Annotated in this window: 25 protein-coding genes, 1 tRNA gene and 1 pseudogene; 22 read left to right on the top strand and 5 right to left on the bottom strand. The window is 36.5% G+C overall.

The window, feature by feature from the left end:
* Positions 1-110 precede the first annotated feature (110 nt).
* Both D7004_RS15830 and D7004_RS21330 read left to right on the top strand, forming a co-directional pair.
* Positions 111-428, top strand: a complete 318-nt coding sequence (locus D7004_RS15830) for a hypothetical protein (RefSeq protein ID WP_123206808.1) — start codon at positions 111-113, stop codon at positions 426-428.
* Positions 409-1,194 (top strand): annotated as a pseudogene (locus D7004_RS21330) (recombinase family protein); the annotation flags it as partial. The gene D7004_RS15830 and the pseudogene D7004_RS21330, both read left to right, overlap by 20 nt.
* A 731-nt stretch (positions 1,195-1,925) precedes the next feature.
* Here the strand turns inward: D7004_RS21330 and D7004_RS15840 are convergent.
* The 3 genes from D7004_RS15840 to D7004_RS15850 form a co-directional block, all read right to left on the bottom strand.
* A tRNA-Arg gene (locus tag D7004_RS15840) sits at positions 1,926-1,999 on the bottom strand.
* 75 nt (positions 2,000-2,074) lie between these two features.
* The gene (locus D7004_RS15845) at positions 2,075-2,539 is read right to left on the bottom strand and encodes a redoxin domain-containing protein (protein WP_123206809.1); all 465 of its coding nucleotides are present in this window, start codon (positions 2,537-2,539) and stop codon (positions 2,075-2,077) included.
* A gap of 115 nt (positions 2,540-2,654) precedes the next feature.
* Positions 2,655-3,563: an SDR family oxidoreductase gene (locus D7004_RS15850; RefSeq protein ID WP_123206810.1), complete on the bottom strand. Its 909-nt coding sequence runs from the start codon at positions 3,561-3,563 to the stop codon at positions 2,655-2,657.
* Positions 3,564-3,724: 161 nt separating this feature from the next.
* Between D7004_RS15850 and atpD the strand changes: the two genes are divergently transcribed.
* Positions 3,725-5,227, top strand: a complete 1,503-nt coding sequence (gene atpD, locus D7004_RS15855) for a F0F1 ATP synthase subunit beta (RefSeq protein ID WP_109926210.1) — start codon at positions 3,725-3,727, stop codon at positions 5,225-5,227.
* Between the two features lie 106 nt (positions 5,228-5,333).
* Positions 5,334-5,579, top strand: a complete 246-nt coding sequence (gene atpC, locus D7004_RS15860) for an ATP synthase F1 subunit epsilon (RefSeq protein WP_123206811.1) — start codon at positions 5,334-5,336, stop codon at positions 5,577-5,579.
* 113 nt (positions 5,580-5,692) lie between these two features.
* Here the strand turns inward: atpC and D7004_RS15865 are convergent, their stop codons facing one another.
* Positions 5,693-6,643 (bottom strand): alpha/beta fold hydrolase, encoded by a 951-nt coding sequence (locus D7004_RS15865; protein WP_123206812.1) that lies wholly within the window; start codon positions 6,641-6,643, stop codon positions 5,693-5,695.
* A gap of 688 nt (positions 6,644-7,331) precedes the next feature.
* On the opposite strand from D7004_RS15865, the gene ilvE reads away from it, so the two are divergent.
* From ilvE to D7004_RS15950, 18 genes are all read left to right on the top strand, one after another.
* Positions 7,332-8,222 carry a branched-chain-amino-acid transaminase gene (ilvE, locus tag D7004_RS15870; RefSeq protein ID WP_123206813.1) on the top strand — a complete coding sequence of 297 codons (891 nt, stop codon included), beginning with the start codon at positions 7,332-7,334 and terminating at the stop codon, positions 8,220-8,222.
* Between the two features lie 61 nt (positions 8,223-8,283).
* Positions 8,284-8,466, top strand: coding sequence for a hypothetical protein (locus D7004_RS21065; protein WP_244214361.1), 183 nt, complete (start codon positions 8,284-8,286; stop codon positions 8,464-8,466).
* A 15-nt stretch (positions 8,467-8,481) separates the two neighbouring features.
* A complete protein-coding gene (locus D7004_RS21070; protein WP_244214362.1) occupies positions 8,482-8,772 on the top strand; it encodes an O-methyltransferase in 291 nt (96 codons plus the stop codon).
* 131 nt (positions 8,773-8,903) lie between these two features.
* Positions 8,904-10,586, top strand: coding sequence for a dihydroxy-acid dehydratase (ilvD, locus tag D7004_RS15880; protein ID WP_123206814.1), 1,683 nt, complete (start codon positions 8,904-8,906; stop codon positions 10,584-10,586).
* 46 nt (positions 10,587-10,632) lie between these two features.
* Positions 10,633-11,211 (top strand): ORF6N domain-containing protein, encoded by a 579-nt coding sequence (locus D7004_RS15885; protein WP_123206815.1) that lies wholly within the window; start codon positions 10,633-10,635, stop codon positions 11,209-11,211.
* Between the two features lie 18 nt (positions 11,212-11,229).
* Positions 11,230-12,987 (top strand): biosynthetic-type acetolactate synthase large subunit, encoded by a 1,758-nt coding sequence (ilvB, locus tag D7004_RS15890; protein WP_123206816.1) that lies wholly within the window; start codon positions 11,230-11,232, stop codon positions 12,985-12,987.
* A 91-nt stretch (positions 12,988-13,078) separates the two neighbouring features.
* The gene (gene ilvN, locus D7004_RS15895; protein WP_123206817.1) at positions 13,079-13,717 is read left to right on the top strand and encodes an acetolactate synthase small subunit; all 639 of its coding nucleotides are present in this window, start codon (positions 13,079-13,081) and stop codon (positions 13,715-13,717) included.
* A gap of 125 nt (positions 13,718-13,842) precedes the next feature.
* Positions 13,843-14,304, top strand: a complete 462-nt coding sequence (locus tag D7004_RS15900) for a DinB family protein (protein ID WP_208646867.1) — start codon at positions 13,843-13,845, stop codon at positions 14,302-14,304.
* A gap of 239 nt (positions 14,305-14,543) precedes the next feature.
* Entirely contained in the window at positions 14,544-16,025 is a 1,482-nt protein-coding gene (gene ilvC / locus D7004_RS15905) for a ketol-acid reductoisomerase (protein WP_123206819.1), read from the top strand.
* 56 nt (positions 16,026-16,081) lie between these two features.
* A complete protein-coding gene (gene leuC / locus D7004_RS15910) occupies positions 16,082-17,494 on the top strand; it encodes a 3-isopropylmalate dehydratase large subunit (protein ID WP_123206820.1) in 1,413 nt (470 codons plus the stop codon).
* 130 nt (positions 17,495-17,624) lie between these two features.
* Complete coding sequence (locus D7004_RS21075) at positions 17,625-17,771, top strand: antibiotic biosynthesis monooxygenase family protein (protein ID WP_244214363.1); 147 nt, start codon at positions 17,625-17,627, stop codon at positions 17,769-17,771.
* 308 nt (positions 17,772-18,079) lie between these two features.
* Positions 18,080-18,841, top strand: a complete 762-nt coding sequence (locus tag D7004_RS15920) for a class I SAM-dependent methyltransferase (RefSeq protein WP_123206821.1) — start codon at positions 18,080-18,082, stop codon at positions 18,839-18,841.
* 65 nt (positions 18,842-18,906) lie between these two features.
* A complete protein-coding gene (leuD, locus tag D7004_RS15925) occupies positions 18,907-19,488 on the top strand; it encodes a 3-isopropylmalate dehydratase small subunit (RefSeq protein ID WP_123206822.1) in 582 nt (193 codons plus the stop codon).
* Between the two features lie 157 nt (positions 19,489-19,645).
* Positions 19,646-21,154 (top strand): ATP-binding cassette domain-containing protein, encoded by a 1,509-nt coding sequence (locus D7004_RS15930; protein WP_123206823.1) that lies wholly within the window; start codon positions 19,646-19,648, stop codon positions 21,152-21,154.
* Positions 21,155-21,194: 40 nt separating this feature from the next.
* Positions 21,195-22,295, top strand: a complete 1,101-nt coding sequence (gene leuB / locus D7004_RS15935; RefSeq protein WP_123206824.1) for a 3-isopropylmalate dehydrogenase — start codon at positions 21,195-21,197, stop codon at positions 22,293-22,295.
* A complete protein-coding gene (locus tag D7004_RS15940; protein ID WP_123206825.1) occupies positions 22,295-23,800 on the top strand; it encodes a 2-isopropylmalate synthase in 1,506 nt (501 codons plus the stop codon). The genes leuB and D7004_RS15940 overlap by 1 nt, the downstream gene beginning before the upstream one ends.
* A gap of 341 nt (positions 23,801-24,141) precedes the next feature.
* Positions 24,142-25,392, top strand: a complete 1,251-nt coding sequence (gene ilvA, locus D7004_RS15945; RefSeq protein ID WP_208646868.1) for a threonine ammonia-lyase IlvA — start codon at positions 24,142-24,144, stop codon at positions 25,390-25,392.
* A gap of 139 nt (positions 25,393-25,531) precedes the next feature.
* On the top strand, positions 25,532-25,882 hold the full coding sequence (locus tag D7004_RS15950; RefSeq protein ID WP_123206827.1) for a cupin domain-containing protein: 351 nt from the start codon (positions 25,532-25,534) through the stop codon (positions 25,880-25,882).
* A 150-nt stretch (positions 25,883-26,032) separates the two neighbouring features.
* On the opposite strand, the gene D7004_RS15955 is transcribed toward D7004_RS15950, so the two are convergent.
* Positions 26,033-26,593 carry a DUF4230 domain-containing protein gene (locus tag D7004_RS15955; protein WP_123206828.1) on the bottom strand — a complete coding sequence of 187 codons (561 nt, stop codon included), beginning with the start codon at positions 26,591-26,593 and terminating at the stop codon, positions 26,033-26,035.
* Positions 26,594-26,721 lie beyond the last annotated feature (128 nt).

Below are 26,721 nucleotides of genomic sequence, written 5' to 3' on the forward strand. Positions count from 1 at the left end.
ATCGTTAAGAGCTTATATTTTCTTAGCACCATTGATAATCAACCAAAATCAATAATTAATAGTCAGTTAGTAAATCATATTGACCGCCTTCGACATTAAAAACTAGTTAAATGGAAAGCAAAAAAATAAAGAATAAAGTCCTGAAAGTAGACCAGGAATTTATATCACAGTTGCAAGCAAAAGACCTAGACCATTTTAGCTTTAAAGATTGCTTAAAAAAACAAAATGAAGTGGTATCAATCAATCCAAAAGATTTTACTTCCCAAAAATATCAAAAACACGCTCAAGGGAACAAAAAACAGTTAGAAAATATTGAAAATAATATCATAAAAATAAATGAAAATAAAGAAGATAAATTACTAAATTTAATAGTTAAAATCATTGTTAAATCCACTCTGGAACAATTATATGGAAAAGAAAGCAATTAGATATTTAAGATTCAGCGATAAAAAACAAAGTGAAAATTCGATAGAGCGTCAGAGGGTGGTAACTGATCATTATGTACAGTTAAATAAAATAAATCTGATAGATACCTTTATCGATCGGGGTAGGAGCGCCAAAACTTTTGATAGGCCCGATTTTATCAAATTACAAGAATTTATTAGTCTTTATCACAAAAATGTTGATTACCTATTGGTTGATCAGATGGATAGGTTTAGCCGTGATGCAGGTGAAGCCATGGGCATGGTTAAAATACTACAATCGAAATATGGCATACAAGTCATAAGCGTATCCGAGGGTATAGAATTTGATTATGATAAACCTGGAAGCTTCTTTCGGGCCGGCCTACAGCTACTACTGGCAGAAGAAGATAACATTAATCGAAGTATTAAAATAAGATCAGGTATATATTCAAAAAAAACAAAAGAAGGAAAATTTGTTTTCCGCATTACACCATTCGGATATCAAAAAATAGGAGAACCTAGAGACCGGAGGCTAATTATCAATGAACCTGAAGCAAAAATTGTGCGATTTATTTATGAAGCTTATTTAAAAAATGTACCTCTCTACTTGATTAAACAAAAGGCTGAAAAACTTGGCTTTGACAGAAAAGGTAACATGGCCATTGAAAGGGTCTTAACCAATGCTGTTTATGCTGGCATGGTTAAAGCCAAAGCTTATAAAGAACATCCCGGAGGACTCTTTACTGCTATCCATGAGCCAATTATTGATATGATTTCATGGAAAATGGTACAAAGTAAATTCTTAAGAGTCTCTAAGCAACGCACCATTGTAGACGATTCACTACCCTTGCGAGGCCTTTTAAGATGCCACTGCGGTAATTTTTTGACCGGAGCACCATCACGCGGAAAATCAGGAAAATATTTCTATTATTATAAATGCAGATTTTCAAAACACAACAATATCAGCGCAAAGAAAGCCCATACCCAATTTGACGTAGCCCTCGAGTTTATGAGTTTACCTACTAGGTCAGTTAAAAAAATCAGAGATGGTGCGACCGGGGAAATTGAAAAAGAAGTTGAAAACAATAAAAAGCGACAGGAACAGAAAAAATTGGAACTTATTAAAGAACAGGAACTCTTGTATGCTTTAGAAGAAAAATGGATAAAGAGTGAAATTGATGGAGATACTTACAAAAGATGGAATAATAAGTATAGAGGTAATATAGATAACCGAGAGACTGCTATAGAACGATTAAGTGCTAATCATAGCGAGGCATACAACATACTAAACAAACAATTAGATGCATTAACTGATTTAAAAGTAGCATTTCACAAGTTTGACACATTAGAGAAGCGGGAATTTATAGATTTGGTGTTCGACTCAAATCTCTACTATGAAAATGGAATGTATCGAACACCAACGATGTTGAACATATTGTCAACCAACCATCTTAAAATGAGAGAGTTAGGGATCCTGCATGTAGACAAAAAAAGGGAAGATTTTTCAATCCTCCCTCCAAGTGCACTTGTAGGGATTCGAACCCCAAACCTTCTCATCCGTAGTGAGATGCTCTATCCAATTGAGCTACAAATGCATTTCCGTATGGTTAACGGACTGCAAAAGTAAGATTTGAGATTTAAATTCGCAATTAAATTTGAAAAAAAATGATCTAAGCTTTTAAAGAATCATTAATTGCTTTAAAATCAGGTAAATCACCAGCACTTTCTAAAACCTCTGCATAAATAATTTTTCCATCTTCATCTACAACAAAAGCTGCTCTTTTAGAAACGCCTTTTAATCCAAATACAAATTCATCGTAAAAAGCACCATAAGCTTGTGATGCATCCTTATTAAAATCGGATAATAATGGAAACTGATAACTTTGCACTTCTTTAAACTTAGCTAAAGAGAATGGAGAATCTACAGAAATACCTAAAACCTGAGCATCAATACCTTCATAAAAGCTGAAATTATCTCTCATGGTACATAATTGTTCGGTACAAGTTCCAGTAAAAGCCATTGGGAAGAAGTGAATAACTACTTTTTTACCCTTAAATGCTGATAAAGAAACTTCGGCTAAATCCGAACTGTATAATTTAAAATCTGGGGCTTGGTCGCCAATTTGTAGTGACATATATTTTTTGTTTTTTGTTTATGTTTATTTGGTCATTAGTTCATTGGTTCATTGGTCATTAGTACACTTACTAATGAACTAATGACCAATGAACTAACCACTATTGACTAATGAACTAATTTACTTTCCTAATCTGCTCATCCAAAATCTTCAAACCTTCCTCAAAGCTATGCGGATTGTAACCCAAATCTCTTATCGTTTTATCGAGTACAAATCCAGTTCTTACCGGGCGCTTTGCAGTTTGATTTAAACTTTCAGAACTTATCTCCGAAATAATCGATTTATCAAGTACCCAATAATCGGCAACTTTTCGCACTAAATCTGCAATGCTCATGTAATCTTTGCCAGAAACATGATAAATTCCTTGCGCACTTTTTTCAACAGCCAATAAACAGGCTTCGGCCAAATCTTCAGCTAAAGTTGGCATGCGCCATTGGTCATTAACCACATTAATTGGTAAACCTTTTTCTAAAGCACCTTTTGCCCAAAGTACAATATTGCTTCTGCTCATATCATTGGTGATGCCATAAACCAATATCGTCCTTAAAATTACCCAATTCGCTTGGCAGTTTTTTAATAATTCTTCTGCTAAAACTTTTGACTCGCCATAATAACTTAAAGGATTAACGGCATCCTCCTCTTTATACGGACCATCGGCCCCATCAAAAACGAAATCGGTACTTAAATGGATGAGTTGAATATTCTTTTGTTCGCAAAGCGATACTAAAGTTTGAACCGCATCAACATTTAATTGGTGGCAATGCGATTTATTTGCTTCCGCAATATCTACATTCGTCATTGCAGCGGTGTGTATAATCGCATCTGGCTTATGTTTTTCAATAACTGCTCTAACCTGAGCTGGATTTAGAATATCCATTTCTGCGTATTCATAACCATTTATTACAGGGTAACGATTTGCACCTTTTGAAGTTGCTATCAATTTTACCCTTCCCTCAGCCAAAACCTTTTCAGTTATTTTTTGCCCTAGTAAACCGTTGCTTCCTGTCGTTAAAATGGTTTTCATCAGATGATTTTATGGCTCTAAATTATCTAATAAATTCTTGTTGAAAAAATTTATAATATATATTTAAAATTAAGCAAGAATAACTTAACTTTGCCAACCGAATTGGAGCCCCTACAAACAGCTTTAATTCATTGATTGTAATAAATTTACTCACAACAGATATGCCTAACTTAGGAAAAATAGCACAAATTATCGGCCCAGTGGTTGACGTTAGCTTTGCTGATGATGCCCATCTACCTAAAATTTTTGATGCGTTAGAAATAACGAAAGAAAACGGACAAAAAATTGTTTTAGAAGTTCAACAGCACTTAGGTGAAGACCGCGTTCGTGCTATCTCGATGGATTCTACAGATGGTTTAGTGCGTGGAATGAAGGTACTTGATACTGGTTCAGCAATTAAAATGCCAGTAGGCGACCAAATTAAAGGTCGTTTATTTAATGTAGTTGGTGAAGCGATTGACGGTATTACTGCTGTTGATAAAACAGATGGTCGTCCTATCCATGCTACTCCTCCTAAGTTCGAAGATTTATCTACCGAAACTGAAGTACTTTTCACAGGTATTAAAGTTATCGATTTATTAGAGCCATATGCAAAAGGTGGTAAAATCGGTTTATTTGGTGGTGCTGGTGTAGGTAAAACGGTATTAATCATGGAGTTGGTAAATAACATCGCTAAAGCTTATGCTGGTTTATCAGTATTCGCAGGTGTGGGTGAGCGTACTCGTGAGGGTAACGATTTACTTCGTGAGTTTATCGAATCAGGCGTAATCAACTATGGTGACGAATTCTTACACTCAATGGAAAAAGGTGGTTGGGATTTAAAATCAGTTGATACTGAAAAATTAAAAGAATCTAAAGCAACATTGGTTTTCGGTCAAATGAACGAACCTCCTGGTGCACGTGCTCGTGTAGCATTATCAGGATTAACAGTTGCAGAATATTTCCGTGATGGTGATGGTGAAGGCGCTGGAAAAGACATCCTTTTCTTCGTTGATAACATCTTCCGTTTCACTCAAGCAGGTTCTGAGGTATCGGCTTTATTAGGTCGTATGCCATCTGCAGTAGGTTACCAACCAACATTGGCAACTGAAATGGGTTTAATGCAAGAGCGTATTACTTCAACTAAACGCGGTTCAATTACATCAGTGCAAGCGGTATATGTACCTGCGGATGATTTAACTGACCCTGCACCGGCAACAACATTTGCCCACTTAGATGCAACTACTGTACTTTCTCGTAAAATTGCTGAGTTAGGTATTTATCCTGCGGTTGACCCATTGGATTCAACTTCTCGTATCCTTTCTCCTGCCGTTTTAGGTGATGAACATTACAACACCGCACAACGTGTTAAAGAAACTTTACAACGTTATAAAGAATTACAAGATATCATCGCGATTTTGGGTATGGACGAATTATCTGAAGAAGATAAATTAGTCGTATCAAGAGCTCGTCGTGTACAACGATTCTTATCTCAACCTTTCCACGTAGCTGAGCAATTTACTGGCTTAAAAGGTGTGTTGGTTGATATTAAAGATACCATCAAAGGTTTCAACATGATTATGGATGGTGAAGTTGATGAATATCCTGAAGCTGCATTTAACTTAGTTGGTAGCATTGAAGATGCTATTGAAAAAGGTAAAAAATTATTAGCAGAAGCTAATTAGAGTTAAAAGTAATAAGTTGTAAGTAATAAGTTCATGGAGCTTATTACTCACACTAATCGAGTTAGGGTTTTTACTTATAACCTATAACTTATAACTTACAACATAAATGAATTTAGAAATATTAACTCCAGATAAAAAAGTTTTCGAAGGTGAAGTAACAGCAGTTACGGTTCCTGGGACTTTAGGTTCTTTCCAAATTTTGAAAGACCACGCCCCTATCATCTCAACTTTAGAAGATGGAGAAGTTATTATTAAAGCAAATAAAACAGACGAACAGCGTTTTTTTATCAAAGGCGGTGTAGTTGAAGCCATCCATAATAAAATTGTGGTGTTAGCAGAAGGTATTGCTTAATTGAAATTTTAATTACTGAGGCTACGCTTAGTAGCTGATTAGAATTGATATAAGTTTAAAGTAACAAATACAAAAGCCTCGAAATTAAAAATTTCGAGGCTTTTGTATTGATATTATTTAATAAAATCACATACTGAATTAACAAATTCTTTATTTTTCTCGTAATATAACATGTGAGAACCCTCAATCTGAATTATCTTTTGCTTTGGAAATTTAAAGTTTTCATAATAATCGGGGCTGACCGCATAATCATTTTTGCCACTAATTATTAAAACGGGTATTTTTATCTCCTTAGTTAGCAATGCATAATCTAAATAATATTCAGGATATTTTTTAACCTTCGTGGTATCAATCAATGGAACAAAAACTTCCATTCCATAATCAGATGTTCTTTTATAAGAGGATTCAATACTATCCATCTTAATTATCGTATTTACATCATCTGCAATGAATCTATAGCCTAGATGAGCAATACTAAGTTTTTTACGCACTATCTGTACTTGATTGAATAATTTATTTAAATTATTTTCCTTTACCACTGTATCTTTCTTTAGCAACCGGTATCCAAATTCTATTTGAGTTTGTAGAACCTTTGGATCGATAAAATAGACTATGGAATTTGCTAAAATTAAACCTGATAAATTTTCGGGATACTTCTTAGCATAATTAACTGCCAATACACCACCAAATGAATGGCTGAGTAGGTAAACTTTCTTTAGTCCTAATTTTAGGCGAACTTCCTCAATATCCTTAATTACTCTTTTAAGGCTGTAGTCTTTCGCATTTTGAGAATGGCCGGAACCTCTTTGATCTAGATAAACAATTGTTAAGCATTTTTCCAGGTTGGAACCGCCCATTTTTTCAAAGGACAGATAATCTTGTCCAGGTCCGCCATGAAGATATATGCAAACGGGACCGCTGCCCGAAACTTTACCTGATAACTTAATACCATCAGATGTTAAAATATTAAAATTTCCCTTTTTTATATTATCAGATGAATCTGAACGTGAGCAGGAAGTAAATAATACCGTTATAAAAATCGAAATAATATGCAGATTCTTCATAAATATAATTTGGTGATATAGCTATCCTATTTAAATTGCAACAGATACTATCCTTAATGTTTTTCAGTAACCAAAATTCCTAATTTGATAATATCCAACTCGTGGAACAGATTTATGCAAATTTGGTTTCATTCAAATACATTTTAAGAAATGTAATTTAGCAAATCCGAGATTAATTTTATCATCATCTAATTTCAGTATCAACGAACTTAAATTCAAAATTTTATCATAAAGAAACCTTATTTAAGAAGAAAAATGGAAAATTTATGATGCAAGCATAATAAACATACCGTATACCGTTTTGATATTTAGTCTACACCCGTCGGCATTAAATCACTAAATCCACCATCACAAAGAATTATATTCCGATTAGCACGCAATTAGAAGAATTATATTCTTATTTCACTTTTTTCTGATTTTTCTTGCATATTAATGAACCAAAAACTAAATTGGTTTTTATTAAGCATCAAGAAATAATGACAATTCAAAACAACATTTTTTTAAACCATGCACCTGCAATTGCAGCTGTGAATGTTGTGCTATTACCTGTCATTATTCTGAACCTACTGCTCCTAAATATTTTTGGAAAGAAGACGGACTGCTTTTAAATAGATTTTAAAAAACTAATTATACCTAAAGCGTCCTGATAAAAACAGGACGCTTTTTTTAAATAACAAAACGCAGTATTATGAAATACTACAACTCTAATACAATTATTTACCTTGATGGAAGGTTTGAAAAAGCTATAGATAGCAGTACTGACCTATATGGCCAGTCGCTACATTACGGCTATGCAGCTTTTGAGGGTATTAGAGCCTACAAAACGCACAATGGAAATCGCATTTTTAAAGCAGCTGCCCATTTCGACCGTTTGGAGCGTTCATGCCAATTGGCGAATATTCCATTCCCGTGGGATAAAGATGAGTTAATTAAAGAAACCTATAAGTTACTTACGCTAAATAAATTGAAAGACGCTTATATCCGTCCGCTGGTTTTTTGCCACCCAAACATGAAATTAAATGGACCAACTGGTGTGTCCATTTTAATTTGTGCCTGGGATTGGGATGCGTATTCGGGCAACAAATTATTGAAATTAACCATTTCCGATTACGAAAGACCAAATCCAAAATCAACACCAATGGAGGCGAAATTGTGTGGGAATTATGTAAACTCTATCTTAGCAACAACAGCGGCCAACATTAAAGGCTATGATGAGGCTTTGCTTTTAGATATGCATGGTTTTGTGGCTGAGGCATCTGGCGCTAACATTTTCATCGAAAAAGATGGGAAGCTTTATACACCATCAGCAGGCAATATTTTACCCGGCATTACAAGGGCAACTGTTAAAGAACTTTGCACAGTTTTAGATATTGAGTGCATAGAGAAAAAATTAACCGTAGAAGATTTGAAAAATGCAGATGGAGCTTTTTTGTGTGGCACAGCTACTGAAATTGCCGGTATCGCATCGATAGATGATATCGTTTTCCGCAACTTATGGAGAGAATCTTTGGGTTACACGATACAACGTGCATATAAAAATCTTGTGCTAGAGAAAGTGAATTACGAGGTGATTATTTAGTAGCGAGTTTAATATCAAGATTAAAAATAATACCAACAAAGCGAGATATAAATTTTTAACAATGAATCAAGAAATTAATCAACATTTTCCAATAGCCTATTACGATATTGTTGATGCGACAAAAACATCAGAATTTGAAATGGCATCTGATGTGTTGACTTGTTCATTGTTAAGAACACTAGCAAGTTCAAAGCCAGAGGGTAATTTTTTGGAATTGGGAACCGGCACAGGTTTGTCAACCTAATGGATATTAGATGGAATGGACAAAAATTCAACATTAACATCTATTGATAATAATGATGAGTATCTAAAAATTGCAGAAAAATATCTAGGGAATGATAAAAGATTGAATTTAGCTTTAACGGATGGGGAAAATTGGATAACGGAAAATAAAGACAAAAAATTCGATTTCATTTTTGCAGATACTTGGCATGGAAAATATTTGCTATTAGACGAGGCTATATCCATGCTTAATAAAGGCGGTATTTATGTTATAGATGATATGCTACCTCAACCAATTGGCCTCAAGGGCATCAAGAGAAAGCAATAAAGTTAGTCAAAGACTTAGAATTGCGTAGCGACTTGCTATTAACCAAACAAGTATGGGCAACCGGAATTATTATCGGAGTAAAATTATAACGGACAAAACATCAATAGTTAGAACCAGAATACATTCAAACAATGAGCGAATTAAATAAGTACAGTAAAACATTTACACAAGACCCAACACAACCTGCAGCACAAGCCATGCTTTATGGAATCGGCTTAACTGATGCCGATATGGCAAAAGCACAAGTAGGTATAGCAAGTATGGGTTACGATGGCAATACCTGCAATATGCACCTTAACGACCTTGCAAAAGATGTTAAAACAGGCGTTTGGAAAAATGATTTGGTTGGCTTAGTTTTTAATACAATTGGCGTTAGCGATGGAATGAGCAACGGTACTGATGGTATGCGTTACTCTTTGGTAAGTCGCGATGTAATTGCAGACAGTATCGAAACCATTTGCGGCGGACAATATTATGATGGTATAATTTCCATCCCTGGTTGTGATAAAAATATGCCTGGTGCCATAATGGCGATGGCTCGTTTAGATCGCCCATCGATTATGGTTTACGGTGGAACAATAGCTCCGGGTTACTATAAAGGTGAAGAATTAAACATTGTTTCTGCTTTCGAGGCTCTAGGCCAAAAAATATGTGGTAACCTATCTGAAGAAGATTATCAGGGAATTATCAAACATACTTGCCCTGGCGCAGGCGCTTGCGGGGGTATGTACACCGCGAATACAATGGCATCTGCAATTGAGGCTTTGGGAATGAGTTTACCTTATTCTTCTTCAAACCCAGCCATTAGCGAAGAGAAAAAACAAGAATGTTTGGATGCTGGTAAATACATCAAAATTTTATTAGAAAAAGATATTAAACCATCTGATATCATGACGAGAAAAGCATTCGAAAATGCAATCCGTTCAATTATCATTTTAGGTGGAAGTACAAATGCAGTATTACACTTTATTGCAATGGGAAAAGCCATTGGCGTAGAAATTACGCAAGATGATTTCCAAAAAATGAGTGATGTAACACCAGTATTAGCAGATTTTAAACCAAGCGGTAAATACTTGATGCAAGATTTACATCAATATGGTGGTATCCCGGCTGTTTTAAAATATTTATTGGATGAAGGTTTATTGCATGGCGATTGCTTAACTGTAACCGGAAAAACAGTAGCCGAAAATTTGGCTGATGTAAAATCGATTATGGATTACGACCAGAAAATCATTCAAAAATTAAGCGAGCCTATTAAAGCAACTGGTCACTTACAAATTCTGTACGGAAACTTAGCTGAAAAAGGTTCTGTGGCAAAGATAAGTGGAAAAGAAGGTGAAAAATTCGAAGGCCCGGCACGTGTATTTGATGGTGAACATGATTTAATTGCTGGAATTTCGAGCGGTCGCGTTCAACCTGGTGATGTTATCGTAATCAAAAATTCTGGTCCGGTAGGTGCACCTGGAATGCCAGAAATGTTGAAACCAACATCAGCAATTATTGGTGCTGGTTTGGGTAAATCAGTTGCATTAATAACTGATGGCCGTTTCTCGGGTGGTACGCATGGTTTTGTTGTGGGTCACATCACACCTGAATCTTATAAAGGCGGTTTGATTGGCCTAGTGGAAGATGACGATAGAATTTTAATCGATGCTGTAAATAACATCATCAACTTGCAAGTTAGCGATGAAATTATCGCAGAGCGAAGACAAAAATATGTTCAGCCCGAATTGAAAGTAACTAAAGGTGTACTTTATAAATATGCTAAAACTGTATCAGACGCAGCAAGTGGCTGCGTAACTGATGAATATTAAATTTGAAGTCATCCCGACAATAAATTAATATTTAAATGAATACTACATGCAAATTATTAAAAGCATTGAAAGCAGAATTTATGTAATTCGGGGTGAAAGAGTAATGTTAGATTTTGATTTAGCATCACTTTATGAGGTAGAAACTAAAGTATTGAATTTAGCTGTAAAGCGTAATCTTCAACGTTTTCCTGAAGATTTTATGTTTCAACTGACCAAAGTAGAATGGGTAAACTTGAGGTTTCAAATTGAAACCTCAAGTTTACAAGCAGCAGAAAGTTCAGGCAATCTGGATATAATAAAAGTTAATGAAAAGCATGGTGGTAGTAGATATCTACCTTATGCCTTTACAGAACAAGGAGTTGCAATGTTAAGTGGTGTTTTGAGGAGTGAAAAGGCAATAAATATGAACATTGCCATAATGAGGGCCTTTGTTGATGTTCGGAAAATTTTGATAAAGCAAAACAACATCAATGAACAACTTACAGAAATTAAAGAACGGATTGGTGAACATGATGTTCAGCTAAATGAGCTTTACGACGCGATGGAAAATTTAATTGATGAAAAAATTGCTCAATTAAAGTGGAATGATAGAGAAAGAATTGGGTTTAAAACTAAAGGACAATAGGACCGCAAAAACATAATTATGGATACTGCACAAGATACAATACAACAAACCGAAACTAAATCGGAACCCTCTAAGCAGGTTGGGGGATTTAAAGGAACAGGTTCGCAAGTTCTTTTAAATGGATTAATTGAAGAAGGTGTTAGCACTATTTTTGGATATCCAGGAGGTGCTATTATGCCAATTTATGATGCACTTTATGATTATGCAGATAAATTAGAGCATATTTTGGTTCGCCATGAGCAAGGTGGTATTCATGCTGCTCAAGGTTTTGCCAGAACAAGTGGCAAAGTAGGTGTTTGTTTCGCAACCAGCGGACCAGGTGCTACAAACTTGGTTACTGGTTTAGCAGATGCGCAAATTGATAGTACACCTTTGGTTTGTATCACCGGACAAGTTTATGCCCATTTATTAGGAACAGATGCTTTCCAAGAAACGGATGTAATCAACATCACAACACCTGTTACCAAGTGGAATTATCAGGTTACTGATGCCAACGAAATTCAGGAGGTTTTGGCAAAAGCTTTTTACATTGCCAAAAGCGGCAGACCCGGCCCTGTTTTAATCGATATTACTAAAAATGCGCAATTGCAGATTGAGGAATTTCCTGAGTATGTGAAGTGCAATCATATTCGCTCTTATCGCCCAAAACCGAAAGTTAGGGTTGAATATATTGAGCAAGCGGCAGCTTTAATTAATGCGGCAAAAAAACCATTTGTACTATTCGGACAAGGTGTTGTTTTAGGAACTGCTGAAGAAGAATTTAAAACTTTTATCGAAAAAACCGGCATTCCGGCAGCCTGGACCATTATGGGCGAAAGCGCCATCCCAACTTCACACCCGTTAAATGTTGGTATGTTGGGTATGCACGGTAACTACGGCCCAAATGTTCTAACCAACGAATGTGATGTATTGATTGCTATCGGAATGCGTTTTGATGACCGTGTAACTGGTCGTTTAGATAAATATGCAAAACAAGCTAAAGTGATTCATCTGGATATTGACCCCGCCGAAATTGATAAAAATGTGAAGGCCGATGTTGGTGTTTGGGGTGACTGTAAAGAAACTTTACCCCTATTAACCAATCTTGTTGATGCTAAAAAACATGAGGAATGGCTTGCTAAATTCAGAGATTACAATCAACAGGAAATAGACCAGGTGATTACGCCAGAGCTTTACCCTGAAAGTGATGAAATGACAATGGGCGAAGTTTTACGCAACATTAACGAAATTTGTGGTGGCGATGCAATAATCGTAACCGATGTTGGTCAGCACCAAATGGTAGCTTGCCGCTACGCCAAGTTTAACAACAGTCGCAGTAACATTACTTCAGGTGGTTTAGGAACAATGGGTTTTGGCTTACCAGCAGCAATCGGCGCCAAATATGGTGCTCCAGATAAAACAGTTATAGCCATAATTGGTGATGGTGGTTTCCAAATGACCCCACAAGAATTGGGTACCATTATGCAGTTTGGTGTAGCGGTAAAAATCTTGATTTTAAATAACCGCTTTTTAGGAATGGTTCGCCAGTGGCAGCAATTATTTCACGATAAACGCTATTCGTTCGTAAACATTACCAGTCCGGATTTTGTGGCCCTGGCCAAAGCTTATTACATAGAGGCTGATAAAGTAGATGAACGTGCAAACCTGAGAAAAGCGTTAGAAACCATGATTAACCATGAAGGCTCTTACTTATTAGAAGTAATGGTTGGAAGAGAAAATAACGTTTTCCCAATGGTTCCGCAAGGAATGAGCGTGAGTGAAATTAGGTTAAAATAATTAAGAAAAAAGATAAAAGAACAAGGAATAGAGACAAAAGTGTAGATGTTATATCTTTTATCCTTGCTCCTTCATCCTTAATCCAAACAACATGAGTACTGAAAATACAATACAACATACAATAGATAAAGCCGATTTAGAAGGAAAGCAGGAATACACCATTACGGTGTACGCTGAAAATCGTATCGGATTATTAAATAGAATTGCGATTATTTTCTCCAAAAGAAAAATTAACATCGAGAGCTTAAACACTTCTCCTTCAGAAATCGACGGAATACATCGTTTTAACATCGTGATACACGAAAGTTATGAGGTTTTAAGAAAGTTAGCCCGACAAATCGAAAAGCAGATTGAAGTATTAAAAGTTTATTTCAATACCAATGAGGAAATTATTTGGCAAGAATTGGCTTTGTACAAAGTTTCGACAGATGAAATTGCGGAGAAAGTGACTGTAGAAAGATTACTTAGACAGTATGGTGCAAGTGCCGTAGTGATTCGTAAAGATTATACAGTTTTTGCAGTAACCGGACATAGAGAAGAAACCGATGCCTTAGTGAAAGCTCTAGAACCTTATGAATTGATTGAATTTGTTCGCTCAGCAAGAGTAGCCATTATTAAAGATAGCGCTGGGTTCCACGAAAAATTAAAAGAATTTGAGGCTTTTGAACCTGGAGAAGAACTTGTTGAAAATGAGTTTTTAGATAAAGGAGAGAAAATTTTTACCATGTAGTTGAGCTGAAAGGCTATAGCTAAAAGCTGAAAGGCTACAGCGAAATGTCATGCTGAGCCTGTCGAAGCACGTTATAAAAAGTCTTCGATAAACTCAAACAGACATCTACAAAAACATATAGTATAATGAATCAAGTATTTGAATTTATAATAAACTCGAGAAAAGCATTTATCAAATTGATTGATGGCTTAACCATCGAACAATTGAATAAAATTCCTGATGGCTATAACAATAATATCATTTGGAATTTCGGGCACGTTGTAGTGAGCACTCAAACGCTTTGTTATGTTAGAACCGGAATTTTGGAAGATGCGAGTACCGTAAAATATAATGAGTTTTATAAAAAAGATACTCGCCCGACGTACAAAGTAACGGAACAGGAAGTTGCAGAATTGAAATCATTAGCATTAGAAAGTATTGAAAAGATAAAAGAAGATTTTGCTAATGGTGTGTTTGCTTCCATCACTCCTTTTCCAACGGCAACTTATGGTGTAGAGATGAAAAGCATTGAAGAAATATTGATTACAACGATTGGGCATGATAACCTACATTATGGTTATGCATTAGCATTAAAGAAAAATTTGTAATAATGGAATTGGATGAGGAAAAATGGAATGAGGGTTTAAAACAACGAACCTAAGTTTTCTAAACCCGATTGAAGTGGAAATACTTTTATCTTATTAAACCTATAAGGTTTTAAAAACCTTATAGGTTTGATGTATCAACCAAAGCATAAAAAATTAAAATATAAACCGATAAAATTAAACATCCTGCTAATCCCTTCCCTTTGGGGAAGGTTGGGTGGGGCTTAAAACCAATAAAAACGATGTCAAATTATTTTAACACATTACCTCTTAGAGAAAAATTGAACCAACTTGGTGTTTGCGATTTCATGGATAGCAGCGAATTTTTAGATGGCGTTAGCGCTTTAAAAGGCAAAAAACTGGTAATTGTAGGTTGTGGCGCTCAAGGCCTAAACCAAGGTTTAAATTTAAGAGATAGTGGTTTAGATGTGAGCTACACGTTGCGTAAAGAGGCAATTGAAGGTAAAAGAGATTCGTGGAAAAATGCAACAGAAAACAACTTTAAAGTTGGTACTTATGAAGAATTAATTTCTACTGCTGATGTGGTAATTAACCTTACACCAGATAAACAACATACTGCAGTAGTGAATGCAATAATGCCTTTAATGAAAGATGGAGCAACATTATCTTACTCTCATGGTTTCAATATTGTAGAAGAAGGCATGCAAATCCGTAAAGATTTAACCGTTATTATGGTGGCACCAAAATGCCCGGGTAGTGAAGTTAGAGCAGAATATGTTCGTGGTTTTGGTGTACCAACTTTGATTGCTGTACACCCAGAAAATGACCCTCAAGGTAAAGGAATAGCACAGGCTAAAGCTTATGCAGTTGGTACAGGTGGCCATAGAGCTGGTGTATTAAAATCATCTTTCGTTGCCGAAGTAAAATCAGATTTAATGGGCGAGCAAACCATCCTTTGTGGTTTGTTGCAAACAGGTTCTATCCTATCTTTCGATAAGATGGTAGAGAAAGGAATCGATGCGGGTTATGCATCTAAATTGGTTCAATATGGTGTTGAGGTAATTACTGAGGCTTTAAAACAAGGCGGTATTACTGCAATGATGGACCGTTTAAGCAATGTAGCTAAAGTTAAAGCTTTCGAAATTTCAGAAGAATTGAAAGACATTATGCGTCCGTTGTTTCAAAAACACCAGGATGATATTATGAGCGGTGAATTCAGTCGAATTATGATGGAAGATTGGGCAAATGGAGATAAAAACTTGTTGGCATGGAGAGCTGAAACTGGCGAAACTGCTTTCGAAAAAACACCTGCCGGCGATGTAAAAATTGGTGAGCAAGAATATTTTGACAACTACACTCTAATGGTTGCTTTCGTTCGTGCTGGTGTTGAATTGGCTTTCGAAACAATGGTTCAGGCTGGAATTAAGCCAGAATCTGCTTACTATGAATCTTTACACGAAACTCCGCTAATCGCGAATACCATTGCACGTAAAAAATTGTTCGAAATGAACCGTGTTATTTCTGATACCGCTGAGTATGGTTGTTATCTGTTCGACCAAGCTTGTAAGCCATTATTAGCAGATTTTATGAAAAAAGTAGATACCGATTTAGTGGGTAAAAACTTCAACGAAGGCAAAGATGGCGCTGTTGATAACAGAAAATTAATTGAGGTAAATGAGGCCATTCGCTCGCACGAGGTAGAACAAATTGGCGCTACTTTGCGCAAAGCGATGACTGCTATGAAAGCAATTAAAACAGCATAGTAAAAATCAAACCTTATAGGTTTTAAAAACCTATAAGGTTTACAAAATATAACAAAATGTCAAAAACATTAGTAGAAAAAATTTGGGATGCTCACGTTGTGAAAAGTGAAGAAGGCTTTCCCGATATTTTATACATTGATACACACTTAATACACGAGGTAACTTCTCCGCAGGCTTTTGATGGTTTGCGTAAAAGGGGTTTGCCTGTTTTTCGTCCGCAGCAAACGGTGGCAACAGCCGACCATAACGTACCAACCTTAAACCAATTAATGCCAATTAAAGAAGAGCTTTCCCGCTATCAAGTGGATATGCTAACTAAAAATTGTGCAGAATTTGGAATCGAACTTTATGGCTTAGGTCATCCGTTTCAGGGCATTGTTCATGTAATTGGCCCTGAATTGGGTATTACTTTACCAGGAAAAACAATGGTTTGCGGCGATAGTCACACCTCTACCCATGGTGCTTTTGGCGCAATTGCTTTCGGTATCGGAACATCGCAGGTAGAGCAAGTTTTCGCAACGCAATGTTTATTGCAATCGAAACCTAAAACCATGAAAATTGAAATGAACGGACAGTTAGGAAAAGGTGTTGGTGCAAAAGACATTATTCTTTACATCATCGCACAGATTTCTGCTGCTGGCGGTACGGGTTATTTCATAGAATACGCAGGTTCGGCTATTGAAGCTTTAAGCATGGAGGCACGAATGACGATTTGCAACATGAGTATTGAAATGGGTGCGAGAGGTGGCTTAATTGCTCCAGACAAAATCACTTTCGATTACATTAAAGGCAGAGAATTTGCTCCTGCCGGAGAAGATTGGGATAAAGCTTTAGCTTATTGGAAAACTCTATACAGCGATGCTGATGCAAAATTTGATAGTGTTTTAACTTTCGATGCAGCCGACATTGCACCGATGATTACCTATGGAACCAACCCTGGAATGGGAATGGGTATCCAGGAAAATATCCCGGCTACCAAAGCTCAACCAGAAAAAGAAAAACTTTCTTATCAAAAGGCTTTAGATTATATGGGCTTTGATGATGATGCATCTTTAATTGGTAAACCAGTTGATTATGTTTTCATTGGAAGTTGCACCAACTCCCGCATTGAGGATTTACGTGAAGTTGCAGATTTTGTAAAAGATAAGCGCAAAGCAAATAATGTTACCGTTTGGATTGTTCCAGGCTCAAAACAAGTAGAGCAACAGGCTATTAATGAAGGCTTAGATAAAATTTTCGAGGCGGCTGGTTTTCAGTTACGAGAACCAGGTTGCAGTGCTTGTTTAGGAATGAATGAAGATAAAATCCCGGCAGGTAAATATTGTGTTTCTACTTCCAATAGAAATTTTGAGGGCCGACAAGGACAAAATGCGAGAACGTTATTGGCTAGTCCGTTAACGGCTGCTGCCGCCGCTGTAACAGGTGTAATTACGGATGTGAGGGAGTTATTAGAAAAGGTAGAAGGTTAAAAGGTGGAAGGTTTAAGGTGAGAGCAAAATCACTAATACGCTCGTCATTGCGAGGTACGAAGCAATCTATTTAGCATAGCAAACGCATTAAGATTGCTGGGTACCTCGCTATAACAGAAAAGTTAAAAACATGATTTTAGAAGTTGCGACATTAAATATAAAAGCAGGCCTATCAGCTGATTTTGAAAAGGCATTTAGCGAGGCTCAAAAAATCATTGCATCGATGGATGGCTACAATTCCCATCAACTAAAAAAATGCATAGAAAGAAACAGATAAATACATTCTGCTTGTAAACTGGGAAACATTGGAAGCGCATACCGAAGGTTTCAGGAGCTCAGTAGCATATCAAGATTGGAAAAAGTTATTGCATCATTTTTATGAGCCTTTTCCGATTGTTGAGCATTATATCGAGGTTGAAAGTTAAAAGATAGAAGGTTTAAGGTTTTGCATGATGTCTTAACCTAAAAAAATAAAAAATGTACTATAAATAATAAGATTTTGAAAGATTTGATGACTAGCCATTACATTTCGCAATAATCTTAAAATCCATAAATCTTATAAATCTTGGTAAAAGAATAGAAAATATGCCAGAAATAGTTTGGGATGCCACATTATACGATAAACAACATCATTTCGTATCCGATTATGGAGCGGATGTTTTGCAATGGCTAGCACCGAAGGCACACGAACATATTTTAGATGTAGGTTGCGGAACGGGTCAGCTGGCGGCACAAATTGCAGAGAGTGGTGCTACAGTTTTAGGAACTGATGCATCTGCCGAAATGGTTACCAATGCAAAAAAAGCTTATCCAAATTTAAATTTTGAAGTAATAGATGGAACGAAACTTCCTTACCATGAAAACTTCGATGCAATTTTTAGCAATGCTACTTTCCACTGGATTGAAGACCAAAATGCATTGGCAGATGGTTTGTTCAAAAGCTTAAAACATGGAGGAAGATTGGTCGCAGAGTTTGGTGGGAAGGGAAATGTAAAAAGTATAACAGATGCAATTTCAGCTGCTGCTGAGCAATTGGATTTAGCAGATAAAATTGCTACAAATTTTTGGTTTTTCCCATCCATCAGCACTTATACCACCTTACTAGAATCAAAAGGTTTTGAAGTGGAGCAAGCCTGGTTATTCGATAGGCCAACGAAATTAATCGGTGATGATGGCATGTATACTTGGATTAATCAATTTGCACAGCATGCACTTAAAAACTTGGACGAGACACAAGCTGAATCCATCAAAAATTTAGCTGTGGAAATATTAAAACCCAACTGCTTTACTAATGCAGAATGGGTTGCAGATTATAGAAGATTGCGAGTGAAAGCGATTAAAAAGTAATACGTTCTAGGTTATAAGTTGTAAGTCTAAACAACAAACAAACCAAAAAACAAAAAAACGATACAATGAAAAAATTCACAAAATTAACATCGGCCGTTGTGCCTTTAAACATAGAAAACATTGATACCGACCAGATTATCCCTGCCAGGTTTTTGAAAGCGACTACCCGTGAAGGTTTTGGAGAAAATTTGTTCCGCGATTGGCGTTATGAAAATGACAATCGACCCAAAGCAGATTTCGTTTTAAACGACCCCACTTACAGCGGACAAATTTTAGTTGCAGGTAAGAATTTTGGTTGTGGTAGCAGTCGCGAACATGCGGCTTGGGCCATTCAAGATGCTGGTTTTGATGTCGTAATCAGTAGTTTTTTTGCTGATATTTTTAAGGGAAATGCCCTAAACAATGGCTTATTGCCAATCCAGGTGAGTGAAGATTTCTTAAAAAATATTTTTACCGCTGTTGAGGCAAATCCTAATGTAGACTTAACGGTTGATTTAGAAAACCAAGTTGTAATCTTAAATGAAACAGGAGTGTCGGAATCTTTCGAAATTAATGCCTACAAAAAATCGTGCTTAATAAATGGTTATGATGATATAGACTTCATTTTAGCGCAAAAAGACTTAATAGAAGAGTTTGAAAAAAAGTAGATAGACTAAAGCTAAAAGCTAACACACTCGTCATTGCGAGGCACGAAGCAATCTTAAAGCGATGGGTTAAAGCACTAGCTATAGTTGTAGGATTGCTTCGTTCCTCGCAATGACTACAGTATAAAATAAAATCTGTGTAATCAAACCACAAGAAAAAATGAAAGAGAGTTTCGTCAGTATTCAAAGTTTAAATCTGAAATACCAACAAAAGTTGGTGTTAACGGATTTGAACTGGACAATACTTCGTGGTGAAAACCATGTTTTATTAGGCGAAAGTGGAGGTGGAAAAACTTCTTTGGCAAAAATAATAGCGGGCTTACAAAATGGAATTGGAGACGTAAAAATTAACTTCGACACCAATAGTCATTTACCTGCCGAAGTTTTATTTGTAGAAAGTTGGTATCAATTTAAAAATTTAGAAGGCGTTGCAAATTTCTATTATCAACAGCGATATACCAGTCAGCAAGCTAAAGATACGCTAACCGTTCATGCAGAATTGGTGCATTACGGTAAAGAAAAAGGTCTTCATTTTGATACTGTTGAACCTATTTTAAACGCATTAAATTTTTCCTCATTTACCAGTTCGCAATTAATAGAATTATCAAGCGGCGAACACAAAAAATTACAGTTGGTTAAAGCTTTGTGGTTAAAACCGCAATTACTGATTATCGACCAGCCTTACACGGGTTTAGACGTTGCATCTCGTAAAAACTTGAACATCCTTTTAGATGAAGTTTCCAAAGAAGGTGTACAGTTGGTTTTGATTTCTAACGATTCAGAGTATCCTAGCGCCATCAATCGCTTTGCGGAATTACAAAACGGCCAAATCAACGTTTCCGATTCAAAAGAAAACTCGGAAATTTCTACGGTGCAAATCTTGAAAGAAATCCCAGATTTTTTAAAGGAATCACCTGTTTATTCATCCAATGATATCGTTAAAATGGTGAATGTTAACATCAGTTATGGTGAAAAACAGGTTTTAAAGCATATCAATTGGGAAGTAAAAGCTGGCGAAAAATGGCTGTTGCAAGGGCATAATGGTTCGGGTAAATCAACTTTACTGAGCTTAATCAATGGCGACCATCCGCAGTCTTATGCCAACGAACTGTATTTATTCGGCAACAGACGCGGCAGCGGAGAAAGCATTTGGGACATCAAGCAGCACATCGGTTTAATCTCTCCCGAATTTCATTGGTATTTTGATGCCAAATCAACAGTTTGGCAAAGTATCGCATCAGGTTTTTACGATACAGTTGGTTTATTCCAACAACTCCCGTACACAAAAAGCCAGCAAGTTGAGGAACTGGTAGAATATTTTGGTTTAACATCCTCAAAAAATGAATTGTTAAGCACCCTTCCTTTAGGAAAACAAAGACTGGTTTTATTGGCAAGAACCATCATTAAAAATCCAGAATTATTGATTCTGGATGAACCTTGCCAAGGTTTAGACCAACAGCAAACACAACATTTCAATCAGTTTATCGATGAATTGTGCGGCAACGGAATGACTTTAATTTATGTTGGCCATTTTGAATCGCAGCTACCAAACTGCCTAGAAAAAAGAATATTATTAGAAAACGGCGACGTTAAAGTCGTCGAAGATTTAAATACCAAAACTCGTCATTGCGAGGCACGAAACAATCTTTGCACCGTACTATCTAAATGAGATTGCTTCGTACCTCGCAATGACGGAAATATATAATACAATGAAGAAGAACATTTTAGTAATACCTGGAGATGGTATCGGACCCGAAGTTACCACATGGGGAAAAGCAGCATTAGAGAAAATTGCTGAGATTTTTAACCATGAATTTATATTTGATGAAGCTTTAATGGGCCACGCCGCAATTGAAGTTACAGGCGAACCCTTACCAGATGAAACACTCGAAAAGGCAAGAAAAAGTGATGCCATCCTTTTTGGTGCTATTGGCCATGCTAAATACGATAACGACCCAAGCTTAAAAGTTAGGCCAGAACAAGGTTTGTTAAAAATCCGCAAGGAACTGGGCTTGTTTGCAAATCTCCGCCCGATATTACTATTTGATGAACTTCTTCAGGCATCGAGCATTAAACCAGAAATTTTAAGGGGAACTGATATTCTATTCTTCCGCGAATTAACAGGCGATGTATATTTTGGCGAAAAAACGCGTTCAGAAGATAGAAACACCGCTTCTGACTTGATGATTTATCACCGCTACGAAGTAGAACGTATTGCACACAAAGCCTATCAGGCGGCACAACAACGTAGCAAAAGGTTGTGCTCGGTAGATAAGGCAAATGTTTTAGAGAGCTCTCGCTTGTGGCGTGAAACCGTTCAGGAAATTGCTAAACAATACCCTGATGTAGAAACTGAACACATGTTTATTGATAATGCGGCGATGCAGCTTATTAAAAACCCGAAGAAATTTGATGTAGTTTTAACAGCAAACTTGTTTGGCGATATTCTTACCGATGAAGCCTCGCAAATTGCAGGTTCAATGGGCATGTTAGCATCAGCATCTGTTGGCGAAAGTACAGGTTTCTTCGAGCCTATCCATGGTTCTGCACATGATATTACAGGTAAAGATTTAGCTAATCCTCTCGCCTCTATCCTATCTGCTGCACTGATGCTCGAAATTGGTTTCGGACTTAAAGAGGAAGCAAAATTATTGGTTGATACCATTGATGAGGTTTTAAAAGATGGTTTTAGAACCAACGATATTGCAGATGAAAACACTAACCGATTTAAAGTTTTAGGTACTGCCGAAATGGGCAAATTGGTTCTTAAATATTTATCCCAAAAGTTAACTACAACACCCCAATTATAATGATACACGACCCAAATAAAGTATATATTTTCGACACTACCTTAAGAGATGGAGAGCAGGTTCCGGGCTGCCAGTTAGATACCGACCAAAAGATTATAATCGCAAAAGCATTAGAAGTACTTGGTGTAGATGTAATTGAGGCCGGATTTCCAATCTCTAGTCCTGGTGATTTTCAAAGTGTTGTAGAATTATCAAAAGCGATAAAAAATCCAACCATTTGTGCTTTAACCAGAGCGATTAAAGGTGATATTGATGTTGCTGCAGAATCTTTGCAATATGCCAAACATCCACGTATTCATACCGGAATTGGCGCTTCGGATATGCACATCAAATACAAATTTAACAGCACACGCGAAAAGATTTTAGAACGTGCGGTTGATGCGGTTAAGTATGCTAAAAAGTTCGTTGAGGATGTTGAGTTTTATGCAGAGGATGCTGGCCGAGCGGATAACGCATTTTTAGCAAAAATGATTGAGGCTGTAATTGCTGCTGGTGCAACCGTGGTAAACATCCCTGATACGAATGGTTATTGCATGCCCGACCAATATGGTGATAAAATTCTTTACCTGAAAGAAAACGTTAAAAATATAGACCAGGCCATAATTTCTGTTCATTGCCACAACGATTTAGGCTTAGCAACGGCAAACAGCATTGCCGGTGTAATTAATGGTGCCCGCCAAATTGAATGTACCATTAACGGCATTGGTGAAAGAGCAGGAAACACCGCTTTGGAAGAAGTTGCAATGATTTTAAAAACACATAGTTTGGGCTTGCATACTGGCATCAACAGCAAACATTTTACGGAAATTAGTGGAATGGTAAGCCGAATGATGCACATGCCGGTACAACCAAACAAAGCCATTATTGGTAAAAATGCATTTGCACATAGTTCTGGTATTCACCAAGATGGTTTCTTAAAACACCGTGAAAATTACGAAATTATTAATCCAGAAGATGTTGGCTTAAATAGCGCCGATATTATTTTAACGGCACGTAGCGGTCGCCATGCTTTAAAGCACCATTTAGAGCGTTTGGATTATGACATCGAAAAAATTAATATTGATGATGTTTACGAACGTTTCTTGGTTTTAGCTGATGAGAAGAAGGACATTAGTGATGATGATTTACTTTTCTTAATGAGCAATGGTGAAACAGAATCGTATAAAAATGGCTATAAATTAAACTTACTTCAAGTGGTTTGTGGCGACCAGGAAAAACCTACTGCAAACATCAAATTACAATATGATGGTGAGGTGAAAGAGGCAAAAGCGGAAGGAAATGGTCCGGTAGACGCAACCATAAACGCCATTGTAAGCATTATTGATAAAGACATTACCCTTAAAGAATTTACCATCCAGGCGATGCACGGCGGTAGCGATGATGTAAGTAAAGTAAATATGAAAGTTGATTACAATGGTAAATCTTTTATAGGATATGGCTTTAGCACTGATATCGTAAAGGCATCGGCCAATGCTTATTTAGATGCGATTAATAAGTTCTTGTAGGAGGCTGAAAGAATAAAGCTGAAAGAATAAAGCTGAAAGCTAAAAGAACAAATCCCTTAAAAATAAAAAAAGCAATTTGCAAAACTTTGAGGGGTATCCCCCTCTGGAGGGGGCAGGGGGAGGATTTCAGTTTGAAACACAGTCTTTGCTTTCTAAACCTGATAGCAGTGGAAATACTTTTTGCTGCAGGCTTTTACGGGTTTAAACTAACAATAACAAAAAGATTGAAACGAATAGCAGGGCTGAACTGACTAAAAAGCACCGGAACCTGCTTTTCAAAAATACATAAGCATTAAAAAATCTTAATACTGGATAAGTTAATGCTATTTGAAACTAAAAAAATGAACACAACAACACCAAATACACTAGATTTTAAATCTGCATCAGAGCGATTAAAAGGCGTGGTAAAACGTACGCCATTAGAATTTAATGCCGGACTTTCTGCTCAGTATAATGCAAATATTTATTTGAAACGTGAGGATTTGCAAATTGTGCGTTCTTACAAATTACGCGGTGCATACAATAAAATTAGTTCGTTGCCGCAGGAGGATTTAACTAATGGTGTTGTTTGTGCAAGTGCGGGTAATCATGCGCAAGGCGTAGCGTTTTCATGTAAGAAACTTGGCATTAAAGGTGTGATTTTTATGCCCGAAATTACGCCAAAACAGAAGGTTAAGCAAACCTATATGTTTGGCGGTGATAGTGTGGAAGTAATTTTGGTTGGCGATACTTTTGATGATTGTTTGAAAGAGGCCTTGGCCTATAGTGCAGCACATTCGGCTACTTTTATTCCTCCATTTGATGATGAAAAAGTGATTGAGGGACAAGCCACAGTTGGTGTAGAGATTTTTGAAGACCTACCTGATTTAGATATGATTGTGATGCCTGTTGGTGGTGGCGGTTTAGCATCGGGTGTGAGTGCATACATTAAAACCGTTAAAACAGATGTAAAATTGGTTGGTGTAGAACCTTTGGGCGCCCCTTCGATGGTTACGGCTATGGAAAACGGCGGACCTTTTACGCTAGAGGAAATTGACCGTTTTGTGGATGGCGCCGCTGTTAAAAGAATCGGTCATATTACTTACGAATATTGCCAGCAACTTTTAGACCAGATGCACCTTATTCCAGAGGGAAAAATTTGCACTACAATACTTAAACTTTATAATGAAGACGCTATTGTTGTTGAGCCTGCCGGTGCTTTATCCGTTGCTGCTTTAGACCAACTGAGAGACCAAATTGCTGGTAAAACGGTGGTTTGTATTGTAAGTGGAGGCAATAATGATATCGAGCGCATGCAAGAAATTAAGGAGAAATCTTTGCTTTTTGAAGGTTTGAAACATTATTTTATTGTTCGTTTCCCGCAGCGACCAGGTGCGTTGAAATTATTTGTGAACGAGGTTTTAGGTCCGCAGGATGATATTACGCGTTTCGAATTTATTAAAAAAACGAATAAAGAAAACGGCCCTGCTTTGGTAGGAATCGAATTAACCAATAAAGGCGATTATGCTAGTTTATTGCAACGCATGAAAGATTTTAAGTTTGAAATTATAGAGTTGAACCAAGACCAGACTTTGTTTGAGTATTTGGTTTAAGGTTTTCGACTGCAAAGAATACAAGGTTTTTCGCATAGGTGGCAAAGTAGAAAGCTTAAAGTTTACCATATAAGACATTTAAGAGCACGTAAGCTACATATTCTTAAATGCCTTATATGATTCAAAATAAAATTAAAAAATGAACTTCAAAGATTTAACCAATAAAACACTAATTGCCGATAATGAAATAGATTGGGAAGATTTAGGTGCCGGTGTGAGAAGAAAAATAATGGCTTATGATGATAAATTGATGTTAGTTAAAGTTGAGTTTGAAAAAAATGCAGTTGGAACCATTCATAACCATCCGCATTTACAATTGAGTTATGTTGCGAAGGGAAGTTTTGAGGTAACCATGGGCGACGATAAGAAAACCTTAAACGAGGGTGATGTATTTTTTGCACCAACAATGGTATTTCATGGTCTAGTGTGTTTAGAACCTGGACTTTTAATTGATGTATTTAATCCGCATCGTGAAGACTTTTTGAAATAATTTTCTTTTAATCCGTCATGCTGAATTTATTTCAGCATCTTATTTCAAAAACAGTGGGCTCTATTAAAAGTGTGAGGCTTAAGACACCAAATTTAATTCTGGTCATAAATAGCCGTTTTGCATTTTGTTACATCCTCAACCGCCATATAACTATTCAAAAGTTAAACGCACATTTTTATAACCCAAACCTTCTATAATTGGTTTTAGAACATTCATGGCATTCGTTTTGGTTTGTGCCAAAATATTCGATTTTTTCACCTCGGCAGTTACATGTTTTTCGGCTGCTTTGTACGCTTCATCAACCAAACCTGCTTCGCGGAAGAAAGCCATTTTGGTATCATAAACCCGTGAATTTTTATGGTCGATTTTTACATAACAAATTTCAGGCTGTGGTAAATTTACTACAGCTGTATCGGCATCAAGTTCAATATCGTTTCGTGTAACTTTAGTAAGGTCGATACAACCAACGGCCTCTGCTTTTACGATTAGCAAAACACTAGCTTCAGGTAAAAAATCCGTTTTATTCTTATGTTCAAGTACATCGCTTATTTGGTAACGAACCAACTCCAGTTTACCTATGGCCTCTATTTTATCAACCAAAAGCTGATGTTTGCTTTCAACAGATGTATTAATGCTAAACTTTTTTGAGATAAAAAAGTATCCTGCTACTAGTAAAATTAACCAGGGTAAAACTCTAAAAATGATTCTCATCGTGAATAAATTAATTCGAATTTCTATTATGCCTGTTCACGAATAAACAAATATTAAACCACATTTTGTTTGTTTAAATTTTTGGCAGTGGTTTTGTATTACGCAGGGTACACACACAAATTAAACAC

The organism is Pedobacter jejuensis (genome assembly GCF_003725795.1).
In the GTDB taxonomy this organism is placed as follows: domain Bacteria; phylum Bacteroidota; class Bacteroidia; order Sphingobacteriales; family Sphingobacteriaceae; genus Pedobacter; species Pedobacter jejuensis.

Excerpts from the sequence above, each read along its gene's own strand:
- D7004_RS15830 (WP_123206808.1), top strand. The coding sequence starts at position 111 with ATGGAAAGCAAAAAAATAAAGAATAAAGTCCTGAAAGTAGACCAGGAA.
- D7004_RS15845 (WP_123206809.1), bottom strand. The coding sequence starts at position 2,539 with ATGTCACTACAAATTGGCGACCAAGCCCCAGATTTTAAATTATACAGT.
- D7004_RS15850 (WP_123206810.1), bottom strand. The coding sequence starts at position 3,563 with ATGAAAACCATTTTAACGACAGGAAGCAACGGTTTACTAGGGCAAAAA.
- atpD (WP_109926210.1), top strand. The coding sequence starts at position 3,725 with ATGCCTAACTTAGGAAAAATAGCACAAATTATCGGCCCAGTGGTTGAC.
- atpC (WP_123206811.1), top strand. The coding sequence starts at position 5,334 with ATGAATTTAGAAATATTAACTCCAGATAAAAAAGTTTTCGAAGGTGAA.
- D7004_RS15865 (WP_123206812.1), bottom strand. The coding sequence starts at position 6,643 with ATGAAGAATCTGCATATTATTTCGATTTTTATAACGGTATTATTTACT.
- ilvE (WP_123206813.1), top strand. The coding sequence starts at position 7,332 with ATGAAATACTACAACTCTAATACAATTATTTACCTTGATGGAAGGTTT.
- D7004_RS21065 (WP_244214361.1), top strand. The coding sequence starts at position 8,284 with ATGAATCAAGAAATTAATCAACATTTTCCAATAGCCTATTACGATATT.
- D7004_RS21070 (WP_244214362.1), top strand. The coding sequence starts at position 8,482 with ATGGACAAAAATTCAACATTAACATCTATTGATAATAATGATGAGTAT.
- ilvD (WP_123206814.1), top strand. The coding sequence starts at position 8,904 with ATGAGCGAATTAAATAAGTACAGTAAAACATTTACACAAGACCCAACA.
- D7004_RS15885 (WP_123206815.1), top strand. The coding sequence starts at position 10,633 with ATGCAAATTATTAAAAGCATTGAAAGCAGAATTTATGTAATTCGGGGT.
- ilvB (WP_123206816.1), top strand. The coding sequence starts at position 11,230 with ATGGATACTGCACAAGATACAATACAACAAACCGAAACTAAATCGGAA.
- ilvN (WP_123206817.1), top strand. The coding sequence starts at position 13,079 with ATGAGTACTGAAAATACAATACAACATACAATAGATAAAGCCGATTTA.
- D7004_RS15900 (WP_208646867.1), top strand. The coding sequence starts at position 13,843 with ATGAATCAAGTATTTGAATTTATAATAAACTCGAGAAAAGCATTTATC.
- ilvC (WP_123206819.1), top strand. The coding sequence starts at position 14,544 with ATGTCAAATTATTTTAACACATTACCTCTTAGAGAAAAATTGAACCAA.
- leuC (WP_123206820.1), top strand. The coding sequence starts at position 16,082 with ATGTCAAAAACATTAGTAGAAAAAATTTGGGATGCTCACGTTGTGAAA.
- D7004_RS21075 (WP_244214363.1), top strand. The coding sequence starts at position 17,625 with ATGATTTTAGAAGTTGCGACATTAAATATAAAAGCAGGCCTATCAGCT.
- D7004_RS15920 (WP_123206821.1), top strand. The coding sequence starts at position 18,080 with ATGCCAGAAATAGTTTGGGATGCCACATTATACGATAAACAACATCAT.
- leuD (WP_123206822.1), top strand. The coding sequence starts at position 18,907 with ATGAAAAAATTCACAAAATTAACATCGGCCGTTGTGCCTTTAAACATA.
- D7004_RS15930 (WP_123206823.1), top strand. The coding sequence starts at position 19,646 with ATGAAAGAGAGTTTCGTCAGTATTCAAAGTTTAAATCTGAAATACCAA.
- leuB (WP_123206824.1), top strand. The coding sequence starts at position 21,195 with ATGAAGAAGAACATTTTAGTAATACCTGGAGATGGTATCGGACCCGAA.
- D7004_RS15940 (WP_123206825.1), top strand. The coding sequence starts at position 22,295 with ATGATACACGACCCAAATAAAGTATATATTTTCGACACTACCTTAAGA.
- ilvA (WP_208646868.1), top strand. The coding sequence starts at position 24,142 with ATGAACACAACAACACCAAATACACTAGATTTTAAATCTGCATCAGAG.
- D7004_RS15950 (WP_123206827.1), top strand. The coding sequence starts at position 25,532 with ATGAACTTCAAAGATTTAACCAATAAAACACTAATTGCCGATAATGAA.
- D7004_RS15955 (WP_123206828.1), bottom strand. The coding sequence starts at position 26,593 with ATGAGAATCATTTTTAGAGTTTTACCCTGGTTAATTTTACTAGTAGCA.